Source organism: Arthrobacter sp. ASL1 (assembly GCF_056680475.1).
On record NZ_CM155284.1, the window covers coordinates 3069687 to 3091322 of the forward strand.

Below are 21636 nucleotides of genomic sequence, written 5' to 3' on the forward strand. Positions count from 1 at the left end.
ACATGGCCATCAAGGTATTCCTGCTGCCCGATCTGGGCGAGGGCCTGACCGAGGCCGACCTGGTGAACTGGCTCGTGGCCGAGGGCGATGAGATCGCCGTCGACCAGCCGATCGCCGAGGTCGAGACCGCCAAATCGCTCGTCGAGGTGCCCAGCCCCTTCGCCGGTACCGTGCACCAGCTGCACGGTTCGCCCGGCGACACGATGGACGTGGGCAAGCCGTTGGTCAGCGTCGAGGACGGCACCGCGGCTGCTGGCGCCGCTGCCGCTAACGCGGCGCCGGCCGCGACGGCCTCCTCGGAGGAGCAGGCACAGCCCTACCGCGAGGAAGAACGGGCCGGTGCCTCCGAGGGGTCCGGCAACGTGCTGATCGGCTACGGTACGCCCGGCGGGGCCGGGTCGACCCGGCGCTCGCGCGCCCGGCGCGGTACCGCTGCGCCGGCGTCCGAGTCGTCTGCCGCCGCGGTCCGTGCCGAGACTGCACCCTCCCCGGCCGCGGTCCGGGCCACGGCCCCCGCGGTCATCTCGCCGTTGGTGCGCAAGCTGGCCCGCGACCACGGCATCGACGTCGCCACGCTGTCCGGATCCGGTCCCCGGGGCCTGGTCCTGCGTGCCGATGTCCAGTCCGCCATCGGCGGTTCCTCCGGCACGGCTCCCGCGAGCACGGCCGTCGCGACAGCGGGGCACGCATCGAAGTCTCCGGCGGGGGCCGAGGAGGATGCACGCTCCGGGTTGGGAATCGCAACACGGACTCCGTTGAAGGGAGTGCGCAAGTCGATCGCCCAGGCGATGAGCACCTCGCGCCGGGAAATCCCGGAGGCCACCGTCTGGGTCGACGTCGACGCCACCGAACTGGTGACGATGCGCTCGAAGCTCAAGGCAACCGCCCCGCAGGATACTCCGGGGCTGCTCGCCTTCATCGCCCGTTTCACGGTCGCCGGTCTGGCACGGTACCCCGAGCTGAACACCCGCATCCAGGACGCCGCGGATGGCGGCCAGGAGATCCTCACGTTCGACGGCATCAACCTGGGCATTGCCGCGCAGACCGATCGCGGCCTCATGGTCCCGAGCATCGCCAACGCCCAGGACCTCAGTTCCCGGCAACTCGACGCCGAGGTCCGGCGCCTGGCGGCGGTGGCCCGCGAGGGCAAGTGCACCCCAGCCGAGCTCACGCGGGGCACGTTCACGTTGAACAACTACGGGGTCTTCGGCGTCGACGGTTCGGCCGCGATCATCAACTATCCCGAGGTCGCGATCCTTGGCGTGGGGCGGATCATCGACCGTCCCTGGGTGGTCGATGGGGAACTACAGGTCCGCAAGGTGACCGAGCTGACGCTGACGTTCGACCACCGGGTGTGCGACGGCGGAACGGCGGGCGGGTTCCTGCGCTACGTCGCCGACGCCATCGAAAATCCCGGCTCGGTCCTCGCCGACCTGTAGACGACAACGTGGCCCGAACCGTATCCTTCGCAATGGTTCGGGCCGCGCCCTGTTCGCCGGTCTCCCGGGGATCTATCATGTCGTCATGGAACCACTTCCAGTTGAGTACGAACGCTACCTGGCGACCCTGGATCCGCGGACCGCTGCGGGTCTGAGGTCGGCCTTCCAGGAGTCCGCAGCCGAGCACGAATACGGTGTTCTGGTGCGCGGCGTGGGGTCCCACCATGTGCAGGCACTGGTGGACGAGCATGTTCCGTATGGTCAGGTCCGCGTGGGCTGACATCCCGACGAACGGTCCGATGCCCCGTGTGCGTGGCTACGAACCAGCGCATCAATGCGTGACGTCGATTCGGCGGTCGTCGCTGACCCGTCCTGCGCGTTCGGGGAGTCGTTGCGGGCGATGGCCAAGAACGAGACCATCGCCAGACCCAGTGCAGGAGCCCATGGAGACGACACTCTCCGCCGATGCTGCAATATCAGCGGCGTGGGCCGGCGGCATCCGGGATGCCCTTGGACCGGCTCGAGCCCGAACACCGGCTGGCTCTCGAGGCCGCGGCCCCCGCCCTGCAGGCGCTTGGCGGGTTTCTCCGCCAGCGGGCCTGGTCGCGCCCGCGGATGATCAGGGCCGCTGCGCGGCCCGCGGCCCCGTCCACCAGGCCACCGTGGAGGTGGCGCCGTCATGAAGGGGCGTCGGTGCGAGCCCGACGTCGGCTTCGCTGCGGCTCGAATCCATGACGAACGGGTCGTCGAACTGATAGGCCATTTCGGCCATTTCGCGCATGGCGGTGTTGGCCAGCCCGAGCGTGCGGAGCAGCCGTGTGGGCATCCCGGAAACCTTCGGGGCCGGCAGTCCGGCGGCGGTCGCGTACGCCAAGGCCATCGCGGCCTGCGTCGTCGGTGGGGCCGTCGGGGCGTGTAGGACGCGGTTCCACAACCCCGGTCGTCCGGCCGCTTGGATCATGGCGGCCGCGAGGTCAGGGATGTAGGTGAATGAATGCGGCAACCGCGGATTGCCGAGGGTGAAAAGCCGGTGTCCGGAAAAGACCGCCTCGAGCATCCTGGAGCCTGCGTGCGCGCTCTCCGCCCCGGGGCCATAGAAGTCCGACGCAACGACACTGACGGTCGCGGTGTCCGAGACGGCGCGGGCAGCCAGCAGCTGGGCCCGGAGCCCGCGCTTGCCCCCCTCGGCGGCTCGGGGTGAATCCTCGCGCATGACCTCGTCCGGCCGCGAATACGAGTAGAGGCTCTCCGGGAAGATTGCGGGGATGCCAAGTCGGTTCGCGGCAGCCAGCACCACTTGATCGGCCCGGGGCAATATCGCGCGCCAGGCGGCGGCGGTGTAGGCGGCATGGACGCAGTGGAAGACCGCGGCGGCGCCCTGGATGGCGGATTCGATCGCCGCGGGGTCGGTTGCGTCCGCCCGGACGAGGCGGATGAGCCGGTGGTGTGGACCCGTGCCGGAACGGGTGGCCAACGTGACGGTATGCCCGTCGGCGGCCAGCTGGAGGGCGATCGTCGTGCCGACGGGTCCGGATCCGGTCACGAGGTAGTGCAGGGACATGGCGTGCTCCTTGTTTGGTCCCGAAAACGAGAGCGGCGCTCTCGCAAATTACGATATCCGTGTTCGAATCATTGGTCAAGAGCGGTGCTCTCTAAAGTTGACGGTGCTCGCATTGATGGCCTTTGATAGTGGGATGAGCGAGACATTGACGCCGCGCCAGCGTGCACGGGAGCAAACGATGGCCGACATCCTGCGCATCGGAGGGGAACAACTGGCGAGCCAGGGGGCCGCGGGCCTATCGCTGCGTGCCATCGCACGCGATCTCGGTGTTGTCTCCTCCGCGGTGTACCGATACGTCGCAAGCCGGGACGAACTGCTGACCTTGCTGATCGTCGAGGCGTATACCGACCTCGGGGCCCGTGTAGAAGCCGTCGTAGCCGAGGCGCCGGCTGAAAGCTTCGCCAGATTCGTTGCCCTTGCCGGCGCCGTTCGCGGGTGGGCGCTGGAAGAACCGGCGCGCTATGCGCTGCTCTTCGGCACTCCGGTCCCGGGATACCAAGCGCCCGCCTCTCGAACCAACGACGTCGGAACCCTCGTCGTCGTGGCCCTGATCGGGATCCTCGAGGAAGCCTGGGCCGACGGGGCCATCTCCGACCTGGCAGCCGAAGATTCCGCAGGTCGTGACCTGCCACCCCTGCTGGCGGCGGATCTGGAAAACGTGCGGGCCGAATATGGGCTCCTCCTGCCGGCGGATCTGATCCTCCGGGGCATGGCGTGTTGGTCGAGCCTGTTCGGAGCCGTGAATTTCGAGGTTTTCGGCCACTATGGACCTTCGACATTCACTGATGCCGGCGAGATGTTCAGCCAGACGGTTCGATTGCTGGCCAAGCAGGTGGGTTTGCTGCCGGACGCCGGATCCGCAACCGGCTAGCTCCGCACGCACTTCGTCGCACAAGCCAGAGGCGGGACGCGGCTGGCACCACCACCGGGCTGGCACGACGCCCCCCGGGTGTCCGCTTCGCTTAACATTTCCCCGCCGCCCGGGCTTCGGCTCACGCGTATGCCCCACGTCGTCCACGGGGGATTAGAGTCGGAGCAACACAGCTGACAAGATACGGACGCGGCGGCCCATTGCTGGGAGCGACCGACGCCGGGGCGGGGATGGGCGATGCCAGAAGAGGAAACTCCCGGACGATGGATCCAGGCGGGGATGCGGACGTGGTTCCTGCGGCTTGAGGGGTTCGGGGTCAATGCCGGGTTGGTGGTCGGCGACGAACGCGCCGCGGTCATCGACTCCGGTGCAGGACCCGATGAGGCCGCCCGGCTCTACGCCGCGGTGCGCGAGCTCACCGACCTTCCGTTGGTCCTGGTCAACACCCACGCCCACGGGGACCACTTCTTCGGCAACGCCTTTTTCGCGGCACAGGGGGTGGACGAGATCTGGGCCCACGCCCGCGCGGCACACGCCATCGCGGACAGCGGGAACGGCCAGCGCCCACTCGTTCTGGCGGTCGACACGGCCATGGCCACGGCCGACGGGGAACACACCGCGATCGTCGTGCCCAACCACGTCGTGAACGAACAGCCGGTCGACCTGGACCTGGGCGGGCACTCCATCACCTTGTTCCATCTGGGCCGCGGACACACCGACGGGGACCTGCTGGTCGGCTCCGGCACCGTCCTGTTCGCCGGCGACCTCGTCGAGGAAGGGGCCGATCCGTCCTTCGAGGATTCCTACCCCCGCCAGTGGGGCCAGGTCCTGGGCAAGATCATCGCCATCGACGAGCTCTACCCCTCAATCGTCCCGGGGCACGGCCGGCTGGTCGGCATGGACTTCGTGCGCACCCAACTCCAGCAGCTGCGCCAGGGCATCAGGATGTGTGCGTCGGCGATCAGCGAATCGTCGGCCGACGCGACGAAGGCCATCCCGATCCTTCCCTACAGCCCGCTGCAGTCCCGGCATCTGGTGGTGCGCATGAAGGACACCGCCGGCATACCGGGGGCCTAGCGCCATCGACGCCACAGGGGGACCCAGCGGCCGGGGCGGACTGGGGAAGATGGTCTTCCGCGTCTACGCGCCGTCGCTGCTCTACGCGGTCGGACAGGGCTGCGTCCTACCGGTGATCGCGCTGAGCGCCCGCGATTTCGGCGCCACCGTGGCCCAGGCAGCGCTGGTGATCACACTGATCGGCATCGGCTCGCTGGTCACCAACGTCCCGGCCTCGCTGTTGGTCGCCCGCCTGGGCGAGCGCATCGCGATGATCGGTGCCGCGCTCTGGGCCACCGCCGGCATGGCTGCCTGCCTCGTCGCGGGAAGCCTTTGGGTCTTCGCCGCCGGGGTGCTGATGATCGGCATGGCCGGCTCGGTCTTCAACCTGGCCCGTCAGAGTTACCTGACCGACGCCGTGCCGTTGAGCCACCGTGCCCGCGCGATGTCCGGGCTGGGCGGGACCCTGCGCATCGGGCTGTTCATTGGCCCCTTCGCCGGGGCGGCGGCCATGCATTTCCTGGGACTTCCCGGTGCCTATTGGACCGGGCTGGTCGCCATGTTCGCCGCGACGATGGTCAGCATCGGCATTCCCGAACTCGAGGGACACGGCAGGCCGGCCTCCGGGGCGGCACAGGCGGCGGGGGAGACGGCCGGACAGCGGCACGACGCCGGTGCAGTCACCCTGCGGGGGATCATCGCCGCCCATTGGCACATCTACGCCACGGTGGGACTCGGCATCGTGATGATCTCCGCGGTCCGGGCCACCCGGCAGGCGGTCATCCCGCTGTGGGCCGAGCAGCTGGGCATGGATGCCTCGGCGACATCGCTCATCTACGGCGTCTCCGGGGCCGTCGACATGCTGGTGTTCTACCCCGCCGGCAAGGTGATGGACCGCAAGGGCCGAACCTGGGTGGCCGTGCCGTGCATGCTCGTCATGGGCGTTGCGCTCGCCCTGATGCCGTTGACCGGCGGACCATGGACGCTGCTGTTGGTCGCCATGCTCCTGGGTTTCGGCAACGGCATCGGCTCCGGCATCGTCATGACGCTGGGAGCCGACCACTCACCGGCACTGGGTCGACCGCAGTTCCTGGGCTTCTGGCGGCTGATCTCCGATGCCGGGGTCATGGGGGGACCCGTGCTCCTCTCGGCGGTCACCGCAGCGGCGACCCTGGGGACGGGCGTCGTGGCGGTTGCCGTCGTCTCCTTCGCCGGGGCCGGCCTCTTCGCCTATTTCATCCCCCGGATGGCGACGCCGGGAAGCCTGGACGAGCGACGGCCCGGCGGGGCCGGCTAAACGGTCAGCGCCAGCGGCCTCGTCGACGCGTCTGGTGGGAGAAGATCCCCGAGAGCAACCCGAACAGGCACCCGGCGGCCCCGATGACCAGCAGCGCACCGGAGACCAGGTACCAGTTCTGCTGGGTCGTGCCGGCGGTCGGGCCCAGCTGCGAAACGAAGAAGTAGACGCCGGCAGCGCCGATGAACCCCACGATCCCGGGGAACCACAACAGCGTCGGCCACATCCCCGACGAGGCCCAGAACGCGTCGGGCCCGTCCCAGCAGTTCCATGCCGGCTGACGGCGCAGGATGATGAGCCCGGCCAGCAGGCCCCAAAAACCGGCCACCAGATACGCCGCCACGATGTCCGATGGCCGGTGCCAGCCCAACGCGAACGTCGAGATGCCGGTGACCGCCGCATAGAGGCCACCACAGGTGGCGATCAGCGGCCGCCACCGCGGGGAGGTGACCAGGAATACGGCGATCAGCGCCGACGTCGCCACCGTCGTGTGCCCGGAGGGGAACGAGTTCATCGTCGCCTCGGAGATGCCCATGTCCGGGCGGGAGAGCACGAGGTGCTTCAGCAATTGAGTGCTGCCCGCCGCGACACCGAACGCCAGGGCAGCCACCACCGGGGCGTACAGGCTGCGCCGCACAATGGCCGCCATCACCAGCGACACCAACGCGATGGCGCCGGAGACGAGGGGGAGATCGTTGAGGAAGGACACGGCTGCCGCCCGTGTCCGGCCCTTGTCGACGAAGGAGATGGCCCCGCGCAGGGCGTCGTCGTCGGCCTGCTGACCGGTGGGGGTGAGCACGAAGGCCCAGTAGGCGACGCCGAACAACCCGGCCAGCACCAGCATCGCCAGGATCCAGAGTCCGGGGTTGCGGGCAGCCCGATGGGGGCCGCCTCCGACAACGGGTATTTCCATGGTGTCGTTCATTTGCCTATAGCGTCCCACAATCCGCCTCCGCTCCGGCGGAGCCGACGCCGATACGATGTGTTGATGGTTATCCCGGACAACGCACCCGCCGCCGACGCCGTTCCCGAACCGGACCCCGGCGAGACCAAGGCCACGTCGATCACCTGGCCGGCCTTCGACGAGCTGGCCTCCGCCGCCCACGTGGTCTCGCTGCCGATGCGGGTCCGATTCCGCGGCGTCACCCATCGCGAGGTCCTGCTGTTGCACGGCCCCGCGGGGTGGGCCGAATTCTCTCCCTTCCTCGAATACGACGACCAGGAGTCGGCGCCCTGGCTGCGCTGCGCCATCGAGGCCGGCTGGCAGGGATTCCCCGACCCGGTCCGCACCACGGTCCCGGTCAACGCCACCGTCCCCGCGGTCCCCGCCGCGCAGGTCGAGTCCGTGCTGACCTCCTTCGACGCCGCCCACACCGTGAAGATCAAGGTCGCCGAAACGGGCCAGACCCTGCACGACGACGTGGCCCGGGTCGCGGAGGTCCGTCGCCTGCTGCCCGGTGCGGCGCTGCGGGTGGACGCCAACGCCGGCTGGACACATGACCAGGCCATGGAGGCCCTCGAGGCACTCGCCGGCTTCGACCTGCAGTACGCCGAACAACCGGTGGCCGGCATCGGCGGGCTCGGCCGGCTGCGCGCCGAGGTCATCCGCCGCGGCCTGGGTGTACTGATCGCCGCCGACGAATCCGTCCGCAAGGAATCGGACCCGCTGGCGGTCGCGCGTGCCGGGGCCGCGGACCTGATCATCGTGAAGGCCCAGCCGCTCGGGGGCATCCGCCGCGCCCTGTCCATCGTCGCCGAGGCAGGCCTTCCCGCCGTCGTCTCCTCGGCGCTGGACTCCTCGGTCGGGATCCGCACCGGCGCCGCCCTGGCCGTGGCGCTTCCCGAGCTGCCCTACGCCTGCGGGCTGGGCACCGTCTCCCTGTTCGACGCCGACGTTTCCGCCGATCGCTATGAGGCGCGCGATGGCGTCCTGGACCTGCGGACCGTGGAAGCGGATCCCGACCTGCTGAGCCGCCATGCCGCAACGGACGAGCGGCAGAAATGGTGGATGGAGCGGCTGCGCCGTTGCGCCGCTCTTCTGGAGGCGGACCAGTCCTAGGATGGTGGATATGACCGCGCCCGCTACGCAGCTGACCTCGTTCGATGCCGCACGCTCGGCGGTGCGGACGCTGTCGGACGACGGGGTCCGCGAAGTCGTCCTGTGCCCCGGATCGCGCAGCGCCCCGCTGGCCTACGCGCTCGCCGAAGCCGAACAGCGCGGCACCCTGCGCGTCCACGTGCGCATCGATGAGCGCGACGCGGGATTCACGGCACTGGGCCTGTCCCTGGCAACCAGCCGCCCGGTCGCCATCGTGACCACATCCGGTACCGCCGTGGGGGAGCTGCTGCCCGCCGTCATGGAGGCCAACCACGCAGCGGTTCCGCTCGTGGTCGTCTCCGCCGACCGGCCCGCCGAACTGCGCGGCACCGGAGCCAACCAGACCACCCGGCAGGACGGGCTCTTCGGAACCCACGTGCGCTGCAGCGTCGACGTGCCGGCCGGCATCGATCCGGCAGCAGACATCCGCCGCGCGCTGCTGGCCAGCGAGGGCATGATCCTGACCGGCGGCGACACCGACCTCAACCCCGTGGCCGCAGGCACCAACACGGCCCCGCCGGCGACGCAGCACACCCACCTCCAGCAGTCCGTCCGCGGACCCGTCCAGGTCAACCTCGCCTTCCGCGACCCCCTGGTGCCCGACGACGAGGACGCCGCATCCCCGACGACTGTTGCCGGCCCCGCTACGCCGCAAGCCATACGGCTGGATCCGATGGCGGCGGGCATCGACGGCGAACTGATCGACCTCGTGCGCGCGGCCGACCTGCCCGAACGGCGCACCGTGGTGGTGGCCGGCCATGATGCCACCGCCCTGGCCGAGCGGTTCGCCCGGGCGCTGGGCCTTCCCCTGCTGGCCGAACCGAGCTCCAATGCCCGCTTCGGGCCCCAGTCCATCGGCCCCTACCGCGTCCTGCTGGAGGCGTTCGACGCCCGGATCGACCGCGTGGTCGTCTTCGGCCGTCCAACCTTGAGCCGCCCGGTTGCCCGATTGCTGGCCAACCGCGAACACGCCTCCGCCCTGTACGTTCCCGAACCGGTTGCCTGGTTCGAACCGGGACGCCGGGATGACCGGGTCATCACCGAACTCAATGAGCTCGCCGCATTCGCCGGCCGGGCACCCGGGGGATGGCTCGAAGAGTGGAAGGCCGCCGCGGTTCGCGCGACCTCAATCATCGAGGACACCACGGCATCCGCGGCGCTGAGCGGGCTGGACCTGGCCCGGCTGGTCTGGGAGACTGACACCGGACCGCTGGTCCTGGGGTCCTCGAACTCCATCCGTGATGCCGATCTGGCGGCAGTTCCGGCGGTCTCGGGGCGTCCCGTCTACGCCAACCGTGGCCTGGCCGGGATCGACGGGACGTTGGCGACGGCCACGGGCATCGCCCTGGGCACCGTGCCGGCCCCGGGGGAGCGGACGACGGTCCTGCTCGGCGACGTGACCTTCCTGCACGACGTCGGCGGGCTCTTCATGGGGGCAGGGGAGAGTGTGCCGCCGATGGACCTGGTGGTCCTCAACGACGGGGGCGGTGCGATCTTCTCCACGCTCGAGCACGGGGCCATGGCCGAACAGCCGGCGTATGCCGCGACCGTGGAACGGTATTTCGGGACCCCACATGCCGTGGATCTGCGTGCCCTGGCCGCCGCCTACGGGCTGGACTACGTCCGGGTCGACGGACGACGCGCGCTGGCCGCCGTGCTGGCCGCGGGCCCGACGGCCACCTCGGAGACCCGGCGGCGCATCGTCGACGTGCGGATCGACCGCACCGGATTGCGCGCTTTGCACCAGGGCATCATCGCCAAGGTCGCCGCCGCGTGAAATAGGCGTGGCCCCCGCCGAAGCGGGGACCACTCGGTCGAAGCCAGGCTCCCCGCGGGTCAGAGGACCTTCGAAAGGAACAGCTGGGTGCGTTCGTGCTGCGGGTTCCCCAGCACGTCGTCCGGCTTGCCTTGTTCGACGACGACTCCGCCGTCCATGAACACCACCCGGTCACCGACTTCACGGGCGAAGCCCATCTCGTGGGTCACGACCATCATGGTCATGCCCTCGTCGGCGAGTCGGCGCATGACGGCCAGGACGTCGCCCACGAGTTCGGGGTCCAGGGCTGAGGTCGGCTCGTCGAAGAGCATCATGTCGGGGTCCATCGACAGGGCACGGGCGATGGCGACCCGCTGCTGCTGGCCACCCGAGAGCTGCGCGGGGAAGGCATCCCCGCGGTCGCCGAGCCCGACCTTTTCCAGGTTTCCCTGCGCGATCTTACGTGCCTCTGCCTTGCCGCGCTTCTTGGCACGACGCTGGGCCAGGACCAGGTTGTCCAGGACGTTCAGGTGGGGGAAGAGGTTGAACTGCTGGAAGACCATCCCGATCCGGGTCCGGACCTTGTCCAGGTCAGTCTCCGGATCGGTGATGTCGATTCCCTCGACGAGAATCGTTCCCTGGGTGGGCTCCTCGAGCCGGTTGACGCAACGCAGTAGCGTCGATTTGCCCGACCCGGAGGGGCCGATCACGCAGACCACCTCGCCCTGGCCGACATGGAAGTCGATGCCGGTGAGGACTTCCTTGTCGCCGAAGCTCTTGTGCAGGCCGCGGACCTCGATGGCCGGGCGACCCTGATCAGGAATTACCGCACTCATGATCGTTACCGTCCTCTGTTTTGGTGGCGTTCGAGCTTGGCCACGAGTTGGGTCAGTGGCAGGGTGATGACCAAATACATCAGGCCGGCAATGATCAGCGGCGTCGAGTTGCCCATTTGCGAAAGTGAGTCGCGTGCGAACGTGGTCAGCTCCCGGTCCCCGAGGGCCATGCCCGCGATGAACAGCAGCGACGTGTCCTTGATGATGATCACCAGTTCGTTGGTCAGGGGAGGGGTGATGATGCGGAACGCCTGAGGCAGGACCACGGAGATCATGGTCCAGCCCGGTGCCATGCCCAGAGAGCGGGCGGCTTCGCGTTGCCCTGCCGGAACGGCCTGGATACCTGCGCGGATGGTTTCGGCGATGTAGGCACCGGATACCAGGATCAATCCGATCAAGCCGCCGCCTGCGCTACCTCCTGGCGGGTCCCACGAGGCGAAGGCGAGGGGGACGGCGAAGGCAAAGCCGAAGATGACCAACAACGCGGGCAGCCCGCGAAAGAGCTCGATGTAGCCCGTGGCTAGCCAGCGGTAGGGGGCTACCGGAGACAATTTCATCAGGGCCATCAACAGCCCTAGCAGCAGACCCCCGGCGAATGCGATGGCCGTATAGATGATGGTGTTCTTGGTCGCCGTGATGATGATTTCAGGGAAAAGTTGTTTGGCGATCTCGACGTCGAAGAAATTGAACTTGATGGTCTTCCAGTCCGCAAAGAAGAGCAGGGCCGCGACGGCGACGACAAAGATGACGTAGAGGCTGCCCCGGAAGAGGCGCCTACGAGTGGAGGGTTTCAACGGTGTGGCCTTCCGGACGGTGTCAGGGGTTCGCCCCGGGGAAATTCCCCGGGGCGAACCCGCCTGGACTACTTCGTGGAGAAGTACTTGTCGTAGATTTCCTGGTACTTGCCGTTGTCCTTCAGTTCAGCGAGCTTGGCATCAAGTTCCTTCAACAGGGCCTCGGTGCCCTCCTTCTTGACCGCGAAGCCGTACTGTTCGTCGGTCTTGTACTTCGCGACGATTTCGAACTTGCCACCCTGGGTGTGTTCAAGGTTGACGGGGAGGTCCTGGAGCACCGCGTCCACGCCCCGGGACTGCACCGCCGGGAACAATTCGGCATCCGAGGGATAGGCCTTGACCTTGGTGTCGGACGGGACGTGCTCGCGGGTGTACTTCTCTCCCGTGGTGCCCTGCTGGACTCCCACGGTCTTGCCGGCGAGGTCCTCGATCGACTTGATGTCCGATCCCGCCGGAACCAGCAGCGACTGCTCGGAGTCGTAGTAGCCGTCGGTGAAGCCGAGCTTCTTCTTGCGGTCCTCGGTGATGGTCATGGCGCTCGCGCCCATGTCGCACTGTCCGGCGGCCAAGACGACGCCGGACTGCAATCCGTCGAAGCCCACGTCCTTGACCTGGAGCTTCAGGCCCATCGAATCGGCCATGGCTCCCACCAGGTCCATGTCGAAGCCGGTGTATTTCCCACCTTCCTCGTATTCGAAGGGCTTGTAGGGGATATCCGAGCAGACCGTCAACGTGCCCGCCTGGACAAGGCCCAGGTCGTTGCCGCCAGCGGAACCGGAGCTGGCCGCCCCGCTGTCGGAGCCGCCGCAAGCCGTCAGGGACATCAGGGTGACGGCCGAAACGGCCAGGGCCTTGGTGAAGGTGGAGTGAATCCGCATCAATGTTTCCTTCTCGAGTGATCCGACGGACTTCCGCGTCGGAATTGACATTCTAGACCGGAAAATCCCGGGATGAGATGTTCATCACAGGCTACAGGAGTGTTTTGCAAGTAAACAAGTGCTGCGGGTGACAAAAACTTTACAAGTTGAGGGCCTCGCGCATGGGTCGCATCTTGGCCCAGGATTCGGCCAACTCGGCGGCCGGGTCGGAGGCGGCCACGATTCCGCATCCGGCATACAGGCGCACACGGGTGGGGGATTCGACCACGCCGCCCCGCAACGCAATGCCGAATTCCCCGTTGCCAGAGGTGTCCACCCAGCCGACCGGGCCCGCATACGGGCCCCGGTCCATGCCCTCCAGCTGGAGGATGAGCTCGTCGGCCACCGCCGTCGGGGTGCCGCAAACCGCTGCCGTGGGGTGGAGCACCTCGGCGAGGTCCAGTGCGGAGGGCGAGGTGCCGTCGTCGTGCACGCGCAACTGAGCCTCGACGTCGGAGGCCAGATGCCAGACGTTGGGCAGCTCGAGGACGAACGGCTCCTCGGGGGCGGTCATCCCGCTGACCAGCGGGCCCAGCTCGGCGGTCAGCGAATCGATGGCCAGACGGTGTTCATGGCGTTGCTTTTCGCTGCCCGAGAGCATGCGTGCCGCGTAGCCCTCGTCCCCGGCCGGAGCCGTGGCGCGGTCCAGGGTGCCGGCCAGGACGCGGGCCCGCGCCGTGTCGCCGGTGACCTTGACCAGCATTTCGGGGGTGGACCCGATGAGGCCGTCCACCGAATACGTCCAGCAGTCGGCATAGCGCAGGGCCAGCTCGCGCAGGACCTGGGACACCGCGATATCGGCCCCCAGCTCGGCCACCGCGTCGCGTGCCAGCACGAGTTTGGTCAGGTCGCCGGACTCGATGGACCGGACCCCCGCGCGGACGGAATCCTCATACTGCCGTTCGGAGACCTGCCCCGGGACCAGCCGGTCTTCGCCGGGGACCAGATCGCGTTCGGGGGAGGGGTCCTCGAGGAGATCGGCGAGCAGCCGCTCGGCAGCCGCGGCGCTGAGGTCGGCGTCCGGGTCATCGGTGGTCAGCGTGATCCAGCCGGAGTCGCCCGAGCGGCCGACGACCAGCTGCGGGACGACCAGCCGGGAGGCATAGGAACTGGTGGCCGAGAAGGCGATCGCGGAGAAGGCGATCGGGCCGGTGCCGGGCAGGCCCACGCCGTCGTCCACCGCGGCATCGGCGGCGACGCCGGACCACCAGCGGCGCAGGGTGGCGAAGCGGTCTGGACCCTCGGCGGTGAAGCGTGCCACCTCGCCGAAACCCACGAGACCCTCGCCCCGGCGGCCCCAGACGAGGGCATCGTCGCGCACCAGCAGGTCCAGGAAGCCGCTGTCCTGTAAGGCGGACCGGGAAAAGGTGATGCTCCGCAGCATGGGGACGGGGAAGGCCACCGCCGCCGGCGCACCGCTTTTCGGCACGGTGGAGCCGGGAAGGTCAATGTTCATGATGGCACCAGCCTACCCGCGGCCACGGCGCGGTTTTTCGCCCTCGCGTCGAACTTTGAGACACTGGGTGGGTGAGCCGTGCATCGCTGGAAAAGCGTCCCGAAGAAGTCCAAGCCATGTTTGACGACGTCGCGCCCCGCTACGACCTCGTCAACGACATCCTCTCGATGGGCCAGACGCGCCTCTGGCGCAAGATCGTGGTCGACGCCGTGGGTGCGGAACCCGGCCAGCGGGTGCTCGACCTGGCCGCGGGTACCGGCACGTCGTCCGAGCCCTACGCCGACGCCGGCATCGAGGTCGTGGCCTGCGACTTCTCGCTGGGCATGCTGCGCGTGGGCAAGCGCCGCCGCCCCGACATCGACTTCGTGGCCGGGGATGCCACCAACCTGCCCTTCGCGGACGAGAGCTTCGATGCCACGACCATCAGCTTCGGGCTGCGCAATGTCGGTGACCCCCATCAAGCCCTCGCCGAGATGCTGCGCGTGACGAAGCCGGGCGGCACCGTGGTGGTCTGCGAGTTCTCCCACCCCACCTTCGCCCCGTGGCGCACCGTCTACACCGAGTACCTGATGCGCGCATTGCCGCCCATTGCCCGCAAGGTAGCCTCCAACCCGGCCGCCTACGTCTACCTGGCCGAATCCATCCGCGCCTGGCCGAACCAGGACGGGCTGGCCGGCTGGATCGCGCAGGCCGGCTGGGAGTCGTGCCGGTACCGCAACCTCTCGGGCGGCATCGTCGCGGTCCACCGCGCCACCAAGCCACTGGACGGCGATTCCGCCACGGCCGCGGAGCGCCAGGCGAAGGCCTCCGAGTACCTGCGCCACCGGGCCTCCCGGCCGACGCTCTAGCCGCCACCGACAGGGAATCACGTGTCTGTACTGATCGTCGGGGCCGGTCCCGCCGGCTCGACCGCCGCCAGCTACCTGGCCCGCGCCGGGGTCGAGGTCACCGTCCTGGAGAAGACGGCCTTTCCCCGTGAGAAGGTCTGCGGCGACGCCCTGACGCCGCGCGCCGTCCGAGAACTCGCGCGCCTGGGGGTGGACCATGCCGATACCGGGATCTGGCGCCGCAACCAGGGGTTGCGGCTGGTCGCCGGCGGACGTTCGATGGAGATCCCCTGGCCAGAACTCGGCGACTTCCCGGACTACGGGTTGATCCGCACCCGTGAGGGCTTCGACGAGACCCTGGCCCGGCACGCCCAGTCCGACGGCGCCCGTTTGCTCGAACGACATGCGGTCACCGACGTTGTCCGGGACACCACCGGGCGGGTCGTCGGTGCCCTGGCGAACATCCTGGACGAACGCGGCCGCAAGACCGGGGAGACCCGCGAATTCCGCGCCGACATCGTCCTCGCCGCCGACGGGAACTCGACCCGCACCGCAGTCAGCGCCGGACTGCACAAGCGCGACGACCGCCCGCTCGGCGTGGCCTACCGGACCTATTTCACCTCGCCGCGGCACGACGACGACTGGATGGAAGGCTGGCTGGAGCTCCCCGACAAGGCCGGCCGCCCGCTGCCCGGCTACGGCTGGGTGTTCGGCGTCGGGGACGGGACCTCGAACGTCGGGTTGGGCATCCTGAACTCCACGCGCGAGTTCGGCAAGCTCGACTACCGCCAGGTGCTGCGCGACTGGACGGCCGCCATGCCCGGCGAATGGGGCTTCAGCGAGGAAAACCAGGTCGGCCCCATCCGCGGGGCCGCACTGCCCATGGGCTTCAACCGGACACCGCACTACACCCCCGGGCTCATGCTGCTCGGCGACTCCGGTGGCATGGTTTCGCCCTTCAACGGCGAGGGCATCAGCTATGCCATGGAGTCCGCGCGCATGGCCGCCGAGATCATCCTCGACGCCCGCTCCGGCCTGCACGGCACGACGCCGGGTTCACGGGAGGCGCTGCTGGCCTCCTATCCGGACATGGTGCGTCAGGCGTGGGGCAGCCACTTCACGCTGGGGCGCGTCTTTGCCCGGCTGATCGGCAATCCGCAGGTGATGAAGCTCGCCCTGCGCACCGGCATGAGCACCCCGGTCCTCATGCGGTTCGTCGTGCGGATGCTCGCCAACCTCACGGACGACGGCGGCCGGGGGTTTGAGGATAGAGTGATCCATGTGCTGGAACGGCTGGCACCTCCCACGGATAACCGCCGGCCACCCCGGGCGCGACCCGAGAAACGATCCACCCCGATGACAAGCAGGTCCCAGAACCGTGAATGATTCCCCGACCAACTGGACGACCGCCGGCCACGGCGTGCCGGAATCCGTTGACCTGTTCGCGGAAACCTCGGCCCTCGCCGCCGGCATCAACCTGCCTCCCGGCTTCCGGGCCGTCGCCGAGGACCCCGAATTCGGGCCGGCCATTTCACAGGGCATGGCAAAGGTCGAGAAGGTGTTGCGTGCCGCTGTTGCGAATTCCGATCCACTCATCGACGCCACCAGCCGCCATCTCGTGGAGGCCGGCGGCAAGCGGGTCCGTCCCCTGCTGGTCATCCTCACGGCCCTGCTGGCTGACGGGGTCACCCCCGAGGTCATCAAGGCCGCAGCCATCGTCGAACTGACGCATCTGGCCACGCTCTACCACGACGACGTCATGGATTCGGCTCCCTACCGCCGTGGTGCACCCACGGCGCATGAGGTGTGGGGCAATTCCACGGCGATCCTAACCGGCGACCTGATCTTCGCCCGTGCATCGGTCATCGGTGCCGAACTCGGCGTGGACGCCGTCGAAATCCAAGCCCGCACCTTCGAGCGGCTGTGCCTCGGGCAGCTGCACGAGACCGTCGGGCCCCGGGACGGGGAGGACCCCGTAGCCCATTACCTCAACGTGATCGCCGACAAGACGGCGTCGCTGATTTCCACCTCGGGCGTCTTCGGCGCGCTGTTCGGGGGATCACCCGAACACGTCGACGTGATGCGTGACTACGGCGAAAAGGTGGGGGTGGCGTTCCAGCTGGCCGACGACGTCATCGACGTCACCGGTGCCCAGGTGAGCTCGGGCAAGACCCCGGGAACCGATCTGCGCGAGGGCGTTCCGACGCTCCCGGTCCTGCTGCTGCGCCAGGCTGCGGCGGTAGGCGACACCTCGGCCACCGAGGTGCTGGCTCTGGTGGATGGGGACCTGTCCTCCGATCAGGATCTGGCCCGCACCGTGGCCGCCCTGGCCGATCACCCGGTCACCCAGCAGTCGTGGGCAGTGGCCCGCCAATGGTCCGCCGACGCCATCGAGGCCCTGGCGCCCTTGCCCGAGGGCCCCGTGAAGTCGTCCCTGGCCGCTTTCGCCCACGCCGTCGTCACCCGCGAGAACTAGCCGGGCGGGCAGCTGGTCAGCCCAGCCGTTCCAAGGCCGCAGCCAGCTCGCGGGCCTTGTGCGCCCGGACCTCGACAGGAACGCGGTGCCGCAGCTGGCGGTAGAGGTCGTCGTCCGCATAGCGCGGGAAGACGTGCTGGTGGTAGTGCCAGACGTGCTGATTGCCGGCCGGCTCGTTGTGTTGCCGGGTCGAGGTGCCCTCCGGATCCCAGGCCAACTTCATGGCCAGGGCGACCCTGCGGGTCGTGATCATGATGGCCGCGGCGACCTCGTCATCCAGGTCGTAGAGCGACTCCAGGTGCGCGGTGGGGATCACCATGGCGTGCCCGCCGTAGTTGCCGAAGCCATCACAGGCCATGATGACGGCCACCAGCCGGTCGCGGTGGACGAGGTCGGTCGGAGCGCAGAGGTTCCCGGCGGACAACGGCCCATCCGCCAGGAGCTCGCAGAAGGGGCATTCGTAGCCCGGCGGCTCATGCCTCAGGTAGGGAACGGCCGGCATCTGGGCTAGTCCTCCAGTTCGGGTTCCAGCTCCTCGAAGACCCACTCGAACATGTCGAGTACGTACTCGCTGAAGGTCCCCTCTTCGCTTTCCCAGGTTCCGCGGTCGTTGCGCCGCCGATGGACGATGGGGTCGGGGATGTTCAGCTGATCCTCGCGGATGCCCCAGACGTATTGCTCGTCTTCGTCTTCCATGAACAGCAGGTAGCCGTCTTCGACTTCGAGTTCGTCGGGGTCGAAGAAGAAGTAGTAGGCCTCCATCAGGTCATCGCAGGCGCCGATGGCAAGGTAGAACTCCCCGAGAACCTGCGGGATGTCGACCCGCGCGTCCTCAAGCTGCTCGCGGAGCTCTTGGGGGGTGAGCCCGTCCTCGGAAACCCACTGGTCATCAAGGTATTTGGGGATCAGGGATCGGAACTTCTCCACGAACATTTCAGCCATGCCTAAATACTATCCGTCCCCGGCGTCAGTAAACGTCGCGCGCCGACAGGGCCAGCCACAACTGGACCCGGTCAGGGGTGTTCGAGGGGTCGAACCCGCTCAAATCGGCGATCTGTTGCAGGCGGTAGCGCACCGTGTTGCGGTGTAGCCCGAGATCCTCCGCGACCGTTCCCACGCTGCCGTTGAGTTCCAGGAACCGCCGCAGCGTCACCATGAGTTCGGCGCCGTGCGCCGCGTCGAAGTCCGCCAGTGGCTCCAGGGCCTCTGCCGCCAGCGCCTGCAACGGCACGTCGTGGGCTGCCAACAGCAACGAGGTCAGCGAAATCCTCGACGGGTGGTTGACCAGTCCTCCGTGGCGCAAGGCTTCGACCGCCTCAAAATAACTCCAGCGCAGTCCGGTGACCTGGGAGTAAGAACCCCCGTAGGAGACCCGGGCCGGCACCCCCGCCCCCGAGAGATAGGCCGCGAAGTCGGACGCGGCGGATTCGCCGTCCCCGGCGTCCAGGACCACGGCGAGCCGGTCCTCGACCATGGCCGAAACGCATTTCTCCCGGCCGGGCGGCAGCGGCAGCGTGGGAATCGACCTCGACGTGGGCCCGACCGGGTCAATCAGCAGGATCGTGTGTGCGGCGTTCGGGGAGATCCCCACCGATTGCAGGCGCAATGCCGCGTCCTGCCCCTCGATGACCCCGCGGGTCAGGTCCGTCAGGACCTGGCCGCTGACCGTGCGCCGCGATTCGCGCAGCCGGGCGCGGTTCGCCAATTCGACGCTGATCAGCGACTGGGCATACTCAACCAGCCCGCCTCCGGTGCCGGCCCCCTCCACGAAGAGCGTGCAGCGGTCCTGCAGGCCGGTGGCAATGGGGACGGTCAGCCACCCCTCGGCGGCCGGGGCGGGTCCGTGGATTCGTGCCCCGTACTGGCTCAACGACACCGGACGCTGCAACTGCGCGGCCAGTTCACGCAGCAACCCATGCAAACCCCCGCCGCCCAGCAGGGCCGATGCGAGCCGCTGGTGCCCCTTGAGCAGGCGTTCCATCCGTGCCACGTTGTCCGCGGCGAGCTCTTCGGCCACGATCCGCGTGATGGCCACGAACGGGGTCTCGTAGGGCACCTCAAACAAGGGGAGCCCAACCTCGCCCGCCCGGCGGATGACGGCGGCGGGCACCTTGGCATGCGTCAACCCGGTGCCGTAGCCCAGGGCCAGCACGCCGGCCCGGATGGCATGGTCCACGAATCCGGTCTGGGCGGCCACGGTCTTCTGCCGTACGCCCGTGGTCAGCAGCACCTCGCCACCGGCCAGGAACGGCGTGGGATCGGCCAACTCCGTCACCGCCGCCCACGAGATAGGTGCCTCTCCCGCGTCAGCGGGATCGGTCAGTGCGGTGAGCCGCAGGGAAGGAGTAGCCAGTAGTCCGGCAAGCGTCATCGCCATGGAAGGCATTCTACCTAGCGGCTGTGCATCGGCCCCATGGATGTCGCCAGGGTTGGATGAAGTGACGAACGCGCCGCGAGCGGTCTTTGTGACGTGTTCAACAGCCGTCTACGGTATAGGGCATGACCACTCCACCGCAGGGCGGGGCCGCGACAGCCTCGACCCTTAAACGGGAAACCTTCTCATCCCGAAAATTGTTCATCCTCTCCGCGATCGGATCCGCCGTCGGGCTGGGAAACATCTGGCGTTTCCCCTATGTTGCCTACGACAATGGTGGCGGGGCCTTCCTGATCCCCTACCTCTGCGCCCTGTTGACGGCCGGCATCCCGCTGTTGTTCCTGGACTACTCGGTCGGGCACAAGTTCCGTGGCTCCGCGCCATTGGCCTACCGCCGCATGCACCGTGCAGCCGAGCCCTTGGGCTGGTGGCAGGTCCTGGTCTGCTTCATCATCGCCATCTACTACGCGGTGATCATCGCCTGGGCCGCCATGTACACCTACTTCTCCTTCACGAAGGCCTGGGGCGACAAGCCCGGGGACTTCCTGATGGGTGATTTCCTGCAGGTCGCCGAGACGCCGACACTGGGCTTCGACTACGTCTCGGGCGTCTTCTGGCCCCTCCTGGTGACGTGGATCGTCGTCATCGCCATCATGGTCGCGGGAGTGAACAAGGGCATCTCGCGTGCCAACGCCGTGTTCCTGCCGCTGCTGGTCGTCATGTTCATCCTGCTGGTCGTGGCCTCGCTCTTCCTGCCGGGTGCCGCCGAGGGACTGAACGCGTTCTTCACCCCGAACTGGGAAGCCCTCGGCGACCCGGGCGTCTGGGCGGCCGCGTATGGGCACATCTTCTTCTCGTTGTCCGTGGCGTTCGGCATCATGATCACCTACTCCTCCTACCTCAAGCGCAAGACCGACTTGACCGGATCCGGCATGGTTGTCGGGTTCGCGAACTCGGCCTTCGAGATCCTCGCCGGCATCGGTGTCTTTGCCGCCCTGGGCTTCATGGCCCAGGCTTCCGGTGGGGACATCACCGAAGTGGTTGACGCCGGCATAGGATTGGCCTTCGTGGCCTTCCCGACCATCGTGTCCCAGGCCCCGGTCGGCGCTCTGCTCGGGGTGCTCTTCTTCGGGTCGCTGGTCTTCGCCGGCATCACCTCGCTGATCTCCATCCTGGAAGTCATAGTCGCGGCCATCCAGGACAAGATGGGCTGGCCCCGGGTGAAGTCGGCACTGGCCGTCTCGGTCCCCGTCGGCCTGATCTCGATCGTGCTCTTCCCGACCACCACCGGGCTGTACCTCCTCGATACCTTCGACGCGTTCGTGAACAGCTTCGGCATCATGCTCGGCGCCCTCGTGGCCGTCGTTGTCGTGGCCTGGTTCCTGCGCAAGCTGCCGCTGCTCTCGCGGCACCTGAACCGGTTCGCGAGCATCAAGATGAAGAACGTCTGGATGGTCCTCGTTGCCGTGGTCGCCCCGGTGGCCTTGGGCTACATGTTGATCAACGAATTCATCACCAAGATCCAGACACCCTACGAGGGGTATCCCGTCTGGTTCCTCGGGGTCTTCGGCTGGGGCATGGCCGGAGCCCTGGTGGTGGTGGCCATCATCCTCACGTTCATTCCTTGGAGCCGGAACTCCAAGGCCAACCACGATCCCGAGTACGACGCCGTCAAAGCGGCCGAAGATGCCGAAGAAGGGGCAATCCGATGACACCCGTCGCGATCACCATGATGATCATCGCCATCCTGACCGTCTGGGGCGGCCTGGCCCTGGCCCTGGTCAACCTGTCCCGCCATCCGGAGGAGCCGGAGGACGAACTGCCCGAGGTCGTCACCCAAGACGCCTAGCCCGGGCCAAGGCCCACCACCGCGGCGGC

General features: G+C 68.1%; 21 protein-coding genes. 12 read left to right on the forward strand and 9 right to left on the reverse strand.

Features of this window, described 5'->3' with window-relative positions; genetic code table 11:
• The first annotated feature begins 2 nt into the window (after positions 1–2).
• Entirely contained in the window at positions 3–1439 is a 1437-nt protein-coding gene (locus AC1MEQ_RS14540) for a dihydrolipoamide acetyltransferase family protein (protein WP_479791679.1), read from the forward strand.
• An 85-nt stretch (positions 1440–1524) separates the two neighbouring features.
• The gene (locus AC1MEQ_RS14545; RefSeq protein ID WP_479791680.1) at positions 1525–1719 is read left to right on the forward strand and encodes a hypothetical protein; all 195 of its coding nucleotides are present in this window, start codon (positions 1525–1527) and stop codon (positions 1717–1719) included.
• Between the two features lie 339 nt (positions 1720–2058).
• Here AC1MEQ_RS14545 and AC1MEQ_RS14550 read toward each other — a convergent pair whose 3' ends face one another.
• Positions 2059–3000, reverse strand: a complete 942-nt coding sequence (locus AC1MEQ_RS14550) for an NAD-dependent epimerase/dehydratase family protein (protein WP_479791681.1) — start codon at positions 2998–3000, stop codon at positions 2059–2061.
• A 10-nt stretch (positions 3001–3010) separates the two neighbouring features.
• Here AC1MEQ_RS14550 and AC1MEQ_RS14555 point away from each other — a divergent pair, with 10 nt between their 5' ends.
• From AC1MEQ_RS14555 to AC1MEQ_RS14565, 3 genes are all read left to right on the forward strand, one after another.
• Positions 3011–3871: a TetR/AcrR family transcriptional regulator gene (locus tag AC1MEQ_RS14555; protein ID WP_479791682.1), complete on the forward strand. Its 861-nt coding sequence runs from the start codon at positions 3011–3013 to the stop codon at positions 3869–3871.
• 237 nt (positions 3872–4108) lie between these two features.
• Positions 4109–4948: an MBL fold metallo-hydrolase gene (locus AC1MEQ_RS14560; RefSeq protein ID WP_479791683.1), complete on the forward strand. Its 840-nt coding sequence runs from the start codon at positions 4109–4111 to the stop codon at positions 4946–4948.
• Between the two features lie 49 nt (positions 4949–4997).
• Positions 4998–6224, forward strand: coding sequence for an MFS transporter (locus AC1MEQ_RS14565; protein ID WP_479791684.1), 1227 nt, complete (start codon positions 4998–5000; stop codon positions 6222–6224).
• Positions 6225–6228: 4 nt separating this feature from the next.
• Here the strand turns inward: AC1MEQ_RS14565 and AC1MEQ_RS14570 are convergent, their stop codons facing one another.
• A complete protein-coding gene (locus tag AC1MEQ_RS14570; protein ID WP_479791685.1) occupies positions 6229–7149 on the reverse strand; it encodes a phosphatase PAP2 family protein in 921 nt (306 codons plus the stop codon).
• A gap of 195 nt (positions 7150–7344) precedes the next feature.
• On the opposite strand from AC1MEQ_RS14570, the gene AC1MEQ_RS14575 reads away from it, so the two are divergent.
• Together AC1MEQ_RS14575 and menD are read left to right on the forward strand one after the other, a co-directional pair.
• Positions 7345–8283, forward strand: a complete 939-nt coding sequence (locus tag AC1MEQ_RS14575) for an o-succinylbenzoate synthase (RefSeq protein WP_479796146.1) — start codon at positions 7345–7347, stop codon at positions 8281–8283.
• Position 8284: 1 nt separating this feature from the next.
• The gene (menD, locus tag AC1MEQ_RS14580) at positions 8285–10099 is read left to right on the forward strand and encodes a 2-succinyl-5-enolpyruvyl-6-hydroxy-3-cyclohexene-1-carboxylate synthase (protein ID WP_479791686.1); all 1815 of its coding nucleotides are present in this window, start codon (positions 8285–8287) and stop codon (positions 10097–10099) included.
• A gap of 59 nt (positions 10100–10158) precedes the next feature.
• Here the strand turns inward: menD and AC1MEQ_RS14585 are convergent, their stop codons facing one another.
• The 4 genes from AC1MEQ_RS14585 to AC1MEQ_RS14600 form a co-directional block, all read right to left on the reverse strand.
• Positions 10159–10914: an amino acid ABC transporter ATP-binding protein gene (locus tag AC1MEQ_RS14585; protein ID WP_479791687.1), complete on the reverse strand. Its 756-nt coding sequence runs from the start codon at positions 10912–10914 to the stop codon at positions 10159–10161.
• A 5-nt stretch (positions 10915–10919) separates the two neighbouring features.
• The gene (locus AC1MEQ_RS14590) at positions 10920–11708 is read right to left on the reverse strand and encodes an amino acid ABC transporter permease (protein WP_479791688.1); all 789 of its coding nucleotides are present in this window, start codon (positions 11706–11708) and stop codon (positions 10920–10922) included.
• Positions 11709–11776: 68 nt separating this feature from the next.
• Positions 11777–12586, reverse strand: coding sequence for a basic amino acid ABC transporter substrate-binding protein (locus tag AC1MEQ_RS14595; protein ID WP_479791689.1), 810 nt, complete (start codon positions 12584–12586; stop codon positions 11777–11779).
• Positions 12587–12725: 139 nt separating this feature from the next.
• Positions 12726–14081 carry an isochorismate synthase gene (locus AC1MEQ_RS14600; RefSeq protein ID WP_479791690.1) on the reverse strand — a complete coding sequence of 452 codons (1356 nt, stop codon included), beginning with the start codon at positions 14079–14081 and terminating at the stop codon, positions 12726–12728.
• Between the two features lie 71 nt (positions 14082–14152).
• Between AC1MEQ_RS14600 and AC1MEQ_RS14605 the strand changes: the two genes are divergently transcribed.
• From AC1MEQ_RS14605 to AC1MEQ_RS14615, 3 genes are read left to right on the forward strand one after another with little or no spacing between them, the layout of a single operon-like run.
• Positions 14153–14929 carry a demethylmenaquinone methyltransferase gene (locus AC1MEQ_RS14605; protein WP_479791691.1) on the forward strand — a complete coding sequence of 259 codons (777 nt, stop codon included), beginning with the start codon at positions 14153–14155 and terminating at the stop codon, positions 14927–14929.
• Positions 14930–14950: 21 nt separating this feature from the next.
• Positions 14951–16294, forward strand: coding sequence for a geranylgeranyl reductase family protein (locus AC1MEQ_RS14610; protein ID WP_479791692.1), 1344 nt, complete (start codon positions 14951–14953; stop codon positions 16292–16294).
• Complete coding sequence (locus AC1MEQ_RS14615) at positions 16287–17384, forward strand: polyprenyl synthetase family protein (protein WP_479791693.1); 1098 nt, start codon at positions 16287–16289, stop codon at positions 17382–17384. The genes AC1MEQ_RS14610 and AC1MEQ_RS14615 overlap by 8 nt, the downstream gene beginning before the upstream one ends.
• A 16-nt stretch (positions 17385–17400) precedes the next feature.
• Here AC1MEQ_RS14615 and AC1MEQ_RS14620 read toward each other — a convergent pair whose 3' ends face one another.
• Genes AC1MEQ_RS14620 through AC1MEQ_RS14630 form a run of 3 tightly spaced genes read right to left on the reverse strand, consistent with a single transcriptional unit; the run spans position 17401 to position 19761 of the window.
• Complete coding sequence (locus AC1MEQ_RS14620) at positions 17401–17886, reverse strand: HIT family protein (RefSeq protein ID WP_479791694.1); 486 nt, start codon at positions 17884–17886, stop codon at positions 17401–17403.
• Between the two features lie 5 nt (positions 17887–17891).
• Positions 17892–18326 (reverse strand): hypothetical protein, encoded by a 435-nt coding sequence (locus AC1MEQ_RS14625; RefSeq protein WP_479791695.1) that lies wholly within the window; start codon positions 18324–18326, stop codon positions 17892–17894.
• A gap of 25 nt (positions 18327–18351) precedes the next feature.
• Positions 18352–19761 carry a PucR family transcriptional regulator gene (locus AC1MEQ_RS14630; RefSeq protein ID WP_479791696.1) on the reverse strand — a complete coding sequence of 470 codons (1410 nt, stop codon included), beginning with the start codon at positions 19759–19761 and terminating at the stop codon, positions 18352–18354.
• Positions 19762–19883: 122 nt separating this feature from the next.
• Between AC1MEQ_RS14630 and AC1MEQ_RS14635 the strand changes: the two genes are divergently transcribed.
• Together AC1MEQ_RS14635 and AC1MEQ_RS14640 are read left to right on the forward strand one after the other, a co-directional pair.
• A complete protein-coding gene (locus tag AC1MEQ_RS14635; protein ID WP_479791697.1) occupies positions 19884–21470 on the forward strand; it encodes a sodium-dependent transporter in 1587 nt (528 codons plus the stop codon).
• Positions 21467–21607, forward strand: coding sequence for a methionine/alanine import family NSS transporter small subunit (locus AC1MEQ_RS14640; protein WP_479791698.1), 141 nt, complete (start codon positions 21467–21469; stop codon positions 21605–21607). Before AC1MEQ_RS14635 ends, AC1MEQ_RS14640 begins: the two co-directional genes overlap by 4 nt.
• The last annotated feature ends 29 nt before the right edge of the window (positions 21608–21636 follow it).

Bases quoted from the DNA above. Each gene is read 5' to 3' on its own strand.
- AC1MEQ_RS14540 (WP_479791679.1), top strand. From the start codon at position 3: ATGGCCATCAAGGTATTCCTGCTGCCCGATCTGGGCGAGGGCCTGACC.
- AC1MEQ_RS14640 (WP_479791698.1), top strand. From the start codon at position 21,467: ATGACACCCGTCGCGATCACCATGATGATCATCGCCATCCTGACCGTC.
- AC1MEQ_RS14560 (WP_479791683.1), top strand. From the start codon at position 4,109: ATGCCAGAAGAGGAAACTCCCGGACGATGGATCCAGGCGGGGATGCGG.
- AC1MEQ_RS14575 (WP_479796146.1), top strand. From the start codon at position 7,345: ATGCGGGTCCGATTCCGCGGCGTCACCCATCGCGAGGTCCTGCTGTTG.
- AC1MEQ_RS14595 (WP_479791689.1), bottom strand. From the start codon at position 12,586: ATGCGGATTCACTCCACCTTCACCAAGGCCCTGGCCGTTTCGGCCGTC.
- AC1MEQ_RS14625 (WP_479791695.1), bottom strand. From the start codon at position 18,326: ATGGCTGAAATGTTCGTGGAGAAGTTCCGATCCCTGATCCCCAAATAC.
- AC1MEQ_RS14600 (WP_479791690.1), bottom strand. From the start codon at position 14,081: ATGAACATTGACCTTCCCGGCTCCACCGTGCCGAAAAGCGGTGCGCCG.
- AC1MEQ_RS14545 (WP_479791680.1), top strand. From the start codon at position 1,525: ATGGAACCACTTCCAGTTGAGTACGAACGCTACCTGGCGACCCTGGAT.
- AC1MEQ_RS14550 (WP_479791681.1), bottom strand. From the start codon at position 3,000: ATGTCCCTGCACTACCTCGTGACCGGATCCGGACCCGTCGGCACGACG.
- AC1MEQ_RS14585 (WP_479791687.1), bottom strand. From the start codon at position 10,914: ATGAGTGCGGTAATTCCTGATCAGGGTCGCCCGGCCATCGAGGTCCGC.
- AC1MEQ_RS14630 (WP_479791696.1), bottom strand. From the start codon at position 19,761: ATGGCGATGACGCTTGCCGGACTACTGGCTACTCCTTCCCTGCGGCTC.
- menD (WP_479791686.1), top strand. From the start codon at position 8,285: ATGGTGGATATGACCGCGCCCGCTACGCAGCTGACCTCGTTCGATGCC.
- AC1MEQ_RS14570 (WP_479791685.1), bottom strand. From the start codon at position 7,149: ATGAACGACACCATGGAAATACCCGTTGTCGGAGGCGGCCCCCATCGG.
- AC1MEQ_RS14635 (WP_479791697.1), top strand. From the start codon at position 19,884: ATGACCACTCCACCGCAGGGCGGGGCCGCGACAGCCTCGACCCTTAAA.
- AC1MEQ_RS14565 (WP_479791684.1), top strand. From the start codon at position 4,998: ATGGTCTTCCGCGTCTACGCGCCGTCGCTGCTCTACGCGGTCGGACAG.
- AC1MEQ_RS14620 (WP_479791694.1), bottom strand. From the start codon at position 17,886: ATGCCGGCCGTTCCCTACCTGAGGCATGAGCCGCCGGGCTACGAATGC.